Here is a 5,077-nt window from a genome sequence, read left to right on the forward strand (position 1 = left end):
CAGGATATTCTCTTCAATGCAAAAATGTATCCCAAACGAAAAGTTAATAGTCTTTCCGAGGACGATAAAAAAGCCTTGTTTCAGGCGGTTCGATCTACACTTACGGCTATGACAGAAAACGGCGGACGTGATACTGAGTTGGATCTCTTCGGTCACCCTGGTGGGTATCAGACTATTCTATGTAAAAATTCGGTCAACCAACCCTGCCCTATTTGCGGAACTAATATAAAAAAGGAAGCCTATTTGGGAGGAAGTATTTATTTTTGTGAACATTGCCAGAAATAAGTACTGATAAGCTCTTTCCTTCCCTATAAACTCCTTTATAGCTTAAACTGCCCCGGTACCAGTTACGTGTCAGTATAAGAGGATAAAAATCTTATCTAAATCAATCGTTACTAAGAGTCCAACCGTTTTTTGTTTGAATGACGTGGCAATCTCATTCATCGACTGAGTCATTCTGAGGAGCGTCTTATGCGACGTGAGAATCTCATCCTTTTCAGTTTTATAATTCCACGATTCCCCAGTTCAACAGCATTAAAAGATGAGATCCTCACGCGGGAAAGCACCGCTCAGGATGACGCTGGTGGTGTCAGATGAGATCCTTACGCCCTCACAAAACGAGGTCTCGCAATGACGGATTGGGTTGATGAGATTGCCACGACCTCAAAAAGCGAGAGCTCAGGATGACCGATCAAAAAACTCCTTCTCCCTTGAACTACTTCCCTCCATGTCTTCTGAATAAGTAGGCTGCAACAGGAATTGAAATAATAATGATTGCCACGCACCATACCAGGGCGAACCAAAGATGATGATCCGATGATTTTCCCATTGTCAGAGCGCGTATAGCTTCCACGATGTGGGTGACTGGTTGATTCTCGGCAAAAGTTCGAAGTACAGCAGGCATGGTTTTGGTCGGGACAAAGGCAGCACTGGCAAAGGTTAGAGGAAACATGACCAGAAAACCTATCCAGGAAACCGATTCCAGAGTTTTTGCTGCTAAACCCATAATTGCAGCCATCCAGGAAACAGCCAAGGTAAAGAGAAACACCAAAAGAGTAATAATCAACCACTCGGTTAAATTGGCTTGGGGATGAAAACCAACCAATAATCCCATGATTATGATGATGACTGCTTGTAAGGTATTACGGACCAGGTCACCGGCTACGTGCCCCATCATTACCGCCCAGCTGGCAATGGGGAGCGTTTTCAGGCGGTCGATAATGCCTCGCTGGAGGTCCATCGCAATGCTATATGAAGTGGTTAAAGAACCAAATGCTACTCCCTGAACAAGAATGCCTGCCATCAGAAAGTTAATATAGGTCCCCTCTTCAACCAAAATAGCACCACCCAGGACATATCGGAAGAGGAGCATAAACATGATCGGTTGAATAGTCAAGCCCAGCAATTGGTCATAATTCTTATAGATATGTTTGAGACTGCGAATAAAAAGTACTTGTATATCATTAGCTAACCAGCAAGCTTTCTGATAGAGAGATTGACTTTTCATGCCTTCAATCCCTCCCCTTCTTCAGCTTTACGGCCGGTAAAATGCATAAAGACATCATCCAAAGTTGGTTTGCGAAGAGTTAGAGTCTCAACCTGAATCCCAGCTTTCTCCATTCGATTCAAGATTTCTTGAATATCAATTACTCCTCTTTCCACAGCTAAACTCACTGAATTGGCTTTTTGGTCATGGTACAGCTCGCTTCCTTTGATGATGATCAATGCTCGGGCAAAATCCTCGGATGTTTTAAAAACCAATTCCAAGCGCTCTTTTCCAACTAGATTTTTTAAACGTTCCGGAGTATCGTCGGCGATAATACGGCCACCATTGATCACCGCCACTCGATCAGCTAAAGTGTCGGCTTCTTCCAAATGCTGGGTAGTTAAAAAAACCGTTATTCCTTTAGATACTAACTTTTTTATAGTTTCCCAAACAGCAAGACGGCTGCGGGGATCAAGGGAACTGGTCGGTTCATCTAAAAAAACGATGGGAGGAGATGCAATTAAACCAGCAGCTAAGTCAAGTTTACGGCGCATCCCCCCTGAATAAGTTTTTACTGGCCGATGAGCTGCTTCAATAAGGTCAAACTGTTCCAACAATTTTGGAACCCGTTGTTTTATTTCCGATCGGCTCAAATGGTAGAGTCTTCCCATCATTTCAAGGTTTTCAAATCCGGTGAGATATTCATCAACAGCTGTATATTGACCAGTAAGACCAATGCTTTGACGGATTTCCTGGGATTGGGTTTTGAGATTATAACCGTTAACGACGACCTTCCCGCTATCCGGTTTCAATAACGTGCTTAAGATGCGGATAATTGTTGTTTTTCCAGCACCGTTGGGACCCAGTAAAGTTAATACCTCACCTGGTTTGACGGTTAAGTTGACTCCTTTGAGTACAGCTAATTGTTTAAAGGATTTTTTAAGGTTTTCTATTTCTATGGCGTACTCGCGCACCTTCTGCCTTCCTTCCTTCCTTCCTGAAGATAATTCTCTTAATTATAAATAATTACAAAAAGATATAAAACAGGAATATCTAAGGAAAATTTTCGAAGGATTGGCAATGCCATTAAACAAGCAGGGTGTTTGATAAAACAATTCAATATTAAAAAATCTTGGACCGCTTCCAATCTGCTCAAAATAAGAAAAAAACTAGGTTTATTGGCTAAAACCCCGTTGCTTAAGAACAATTAGATGTCATTGCGGGTAAAATTTCATTATAGACTTATTAAACTTGGTCATATTTGCTGATTTTGGCAACTTTTCTTATGAGAATTTTCTGAAACCGTAGGAAGGCAAAGGCGAACTGCAATCAAAGCAATTTTCATCATACCAACTGAACCGTCTTCCACACCGGCATTGCCATCGGTGTGATTGCTCCAGCAACCATTTTTCCGGTTCAATTTTTTTGAGGTGTTCAATATTATCCAAAACCACTATATGGTGAAGCCGTCCATCATGCTGGAATTTCTTTAGTTCTTCACATGGATAACTGGGACAAAGACCACAATGGAGAACACCTTGTAAGTTAGCACAGCTTTTTAAGGTGCATTGAGCACAATGTTCGGTATTAGCAGTTGACCGGCATCCATCACACTTTTCCAATTCACGTCCTCGTTGGCGGTACTTTTCCAAAAGGTGTTCGTTTCCCGGTAAAAAAGCCAGATAGTGATAACAAGCTCCGCAATACAAGCCACATGCTCCCAGCAATTTGGTATCTTGCATTTTGACCCTCCTCCTCTAACTAGAAAGGATAATAGTCTAAATCCAGCTTTGAAATTTATTAATTGGGCTAATGAACAAGAAAAAACGAATCAATTTTATCATAAAAGCTGAGAATCTTAATATAAAATAGAAAGATGAAAGGTTGCTATCCTGAAAACCCACGGGCATGATAAATCAAGCCCCTACAAAAGATTAAAAAATTGTAGGGGCACAATGCATTGTGCCCATTCTTTAATTAGTATAGCGACCTGCCATGGCATGTCGAATCTTTGTTTCCATCCTCATCTGGTGCTGCGAAAGCAACATGAGGGTCTATCCTGAAAATACCAGAGTAAATGAAAAGTAATTAATAAAATTTGAAAGGCACACCCCCCTGAATCCCCCCTCAATGGGGGAATATATTGAACAATTTAATATCATCAAATTTCTCTAACTGGTTCTAATGAAAAACCAATTGGTTAAATCAGAAAATTAAAAGAATATTGAAAAAGAATTTAAGAATCTTTTGGTGAGCCTCAGCCGATTGTTTATAATTTATTAATTGTTATTTTTCTCTCGATTTATCTTTAGAAGAAAATATGTCCAACCATTAAATGATATTATAGTTACGCAACTCTAATCGTTGGCGATACACTGTGAAAGAGTCTTTAAATTTTCAGAGTTTGAATAAAAAGAACAGCCACAACCAGCGCTTACGCTTGAAGGTGGCTGTTCTTTTTATTGCCTCTGTTTGCAGCTGTTCCCTTGACCTTTGACTCGATCCCTGAATGAACGCTTCTTTATAGAAATCCTTTTTTCTTCAAGGCAGCTTTGGTAAGATTTAAGAAATCCCCGACAATTTTTTCGTGGAGTTCTTTGCCCAAAGCTTCGTTCGCGTTTCTGGGGTCGGTTCTGACTATTTTTTCCGGATCGGGTTCCTTGCTAAATCCTGCACCATCTACTATTGAAAAGTCAGGATAATGAATTGGTACGCTTTTATCCGGTATAGCCGAGAAATCCACAATAGAATCTGAACCAAAAAACTTTTGATAATATAACATCATTGAGGTTTCATAGATATCAGCATGACCGGCTAAACCATCCTTGAGAACTTCATCGGGAATGGTTAAATTCCATACCACTAAAGCATCGGTTGTATGAGAAATATCTTTAGCAATTCGGTCGATGGTTTCCTGGTGATTGACTGCCCCATGTCCGTTTACAATGACTATCACCTTGTAATCATGGTCAACCAAAAACTGTATTTCATTGGCTAGAATAAGTCCAAAAAGGTGTTCTTTGGAGTAATGGCTTTTCCATAAAGCAGTTGGGAAATCCATCCCTACTACCCAGTCAGTTGCCTTAAAACCAAGACTTTCCAGCATCCACGCCGGCCGTTCTCTTTCGGTTCCACAATGAATGGTGGGATACACCACTCCCTTCCCTAATCTTCTACAGGTTTCTAAAGCGGAAAAGGTTGCATTTATTGGGTCCATGCCTACCGGTAAATGGGGACCGTGGTACTCCAAGGGTGCAATTGGTACAAAAATTAATGGACATCTTTCTCTTTCTTGTATTAACTGCCCTGGTCTAAGAAGTTCAAATCGAATTTCCCGATCATTCTTGTTCATTGAAATTCCTCCAGTCTAAAGTTATAAGAAATTTATTCAATTCAAAACTTAGGTCTTTAATCCGGTTAAAGCAACTCCTTCCATGAAATTCCTCGACAGGAAAATAAACAAAATTAAAGTTGGCAAACAAGCCAGTACGCTAATGGCTAATTGCTCAGGATAAGGAGTAAAATAAACTCCGCTGAAGAGTGAGATTCCCTGGGGGAGAGTTCGCATGTCAGGTTTTGACATGACAATTA

The 5,077-nt window shown here is 40.6% G+C and carries 5 protein-coding genes and 2 pseudogenes; 2 read left to right on the forward strand and 5 right to left on the reverse strand.

Features of this window, described 5'->3' with window-relative positions; genetic code table 11:
• Together PLK24_RS08180 and PLK24_RS08185 are read left to right on the forward strand one after the other, a co-directional pair.
• Positions 1-285, forward strand: a pseudogene (locus tag PLK24_RS08180) (endonuclease VIII); the annotation flags it as partial.
• A gap of 186 nt (positions 286-471) precedes the next feature.
• Positions 472-597 (forward strand): hypothetical protein, encoded by a 126-nt coding sequence (locus PLK24_RS08185; RefSeq protein ID WP_324478042.1) that lies wholly within the window; start codon positions 472-474, stop codon positions 595-597.
• A 118-nt stretch (positions 598-715) separates the two neighbouring features.
• Here PLK24_RS08185 and PLK24_RS08190 read toward each other — a convergent pair whose 3' ends face one another.
• The 5 genes and pseudogenes from PLK24_RS08190 to PLK24_RS08210 all read right to left on the reverse strand — a co-directional run.
• Complete coding sequence (locus PLK24_RS08190; RefSeq protein ID WP_324478044.1) at positions 716-1,507, reverse strand: ABC transporter permease; 792 nt, start codon at positions 1,505-1,507, stop codon at positions 716-718.
• Entirely contained in the window at positions 1,504-2,460 is a 957-nt protein-coding gene (locus tag PLK24_RS08195) for an ATP-binding cassette domain-containing protein (RefSeq protein ID WP_324478046.1), read from the reverse strand. The genes PLK24_RS08190 and PLK24_RS08195 overlap by 4 nt, the downstream gene beginning before the upstream one ends.
• A gap of 309 nt (positions 2,461-2,769) precedes the next feature.
• A complete protein-coding gene (locus tag PLK24_RS08200; protein ID WP_324478048.1) occupies positions 2,770-3,228 on the reverse strand; it encodes a DUF3795 domain-containing protein in 459 nt (152 codons plus the stop codon).
• A 779-nt stretch (positions 3,229-4,007) separates the two neighbouring features.
• Complete coding sequence (locus PLK24_RS08205) at positions 4,008-4,838, reverse strand: creatininase family protein (protein ID WP_324478051.1); 831 nt, start codon at positions 4,836-4,838, stop codon at positions 4,008-4,010.
• A 48-nt stretch (positions 4,839-4,886) separates the two neighbouring features.
• Positions 4,887-5,077, reverse strand: a pseudogene (locus tag PLK24_RS08210) (carbohydrate ABC transporter permease); the annotation flags it as partial.

The organism is Atribacter sp. (assembly GCF_035418125.1).
Lineage (GTDB): Bacteria > Atribacterota > Atribacteria > Atribacterales > Atribacteraceae > Atribacter > Atribacter allofermentans.

Coding starts and splice junctions, on each gene's coding strand:
- PLK24_RS08185 (WP_324478042.1), top strand. CDS start 472: ATGCGACGTGAGAATCTCATCCTTTTCAGTTTTATAATTCCACGATTC.
- PLK24_RS08190 (WP_324478044.1), bottom strand. CDS start 1,507: ATGAAAAGTCAATCTCTCTATCAGAAAGCTTGCTGGTTAGCTAATGAT.
- PLK24_RS08200 (WP_324478048.1), bottom strand. CDS start 3,228: ATGCAAGATACCAAATTGCTGGGAGCATGTGGCTTGTATTGCGGAGCT.
- PLK24_RS08205 (WP_324478051.1), bottom strand. CDS start 4,838: ATGAACAAGAATGATCGGGAAATTCGATTTGAACTTCTTAGACCAGGG.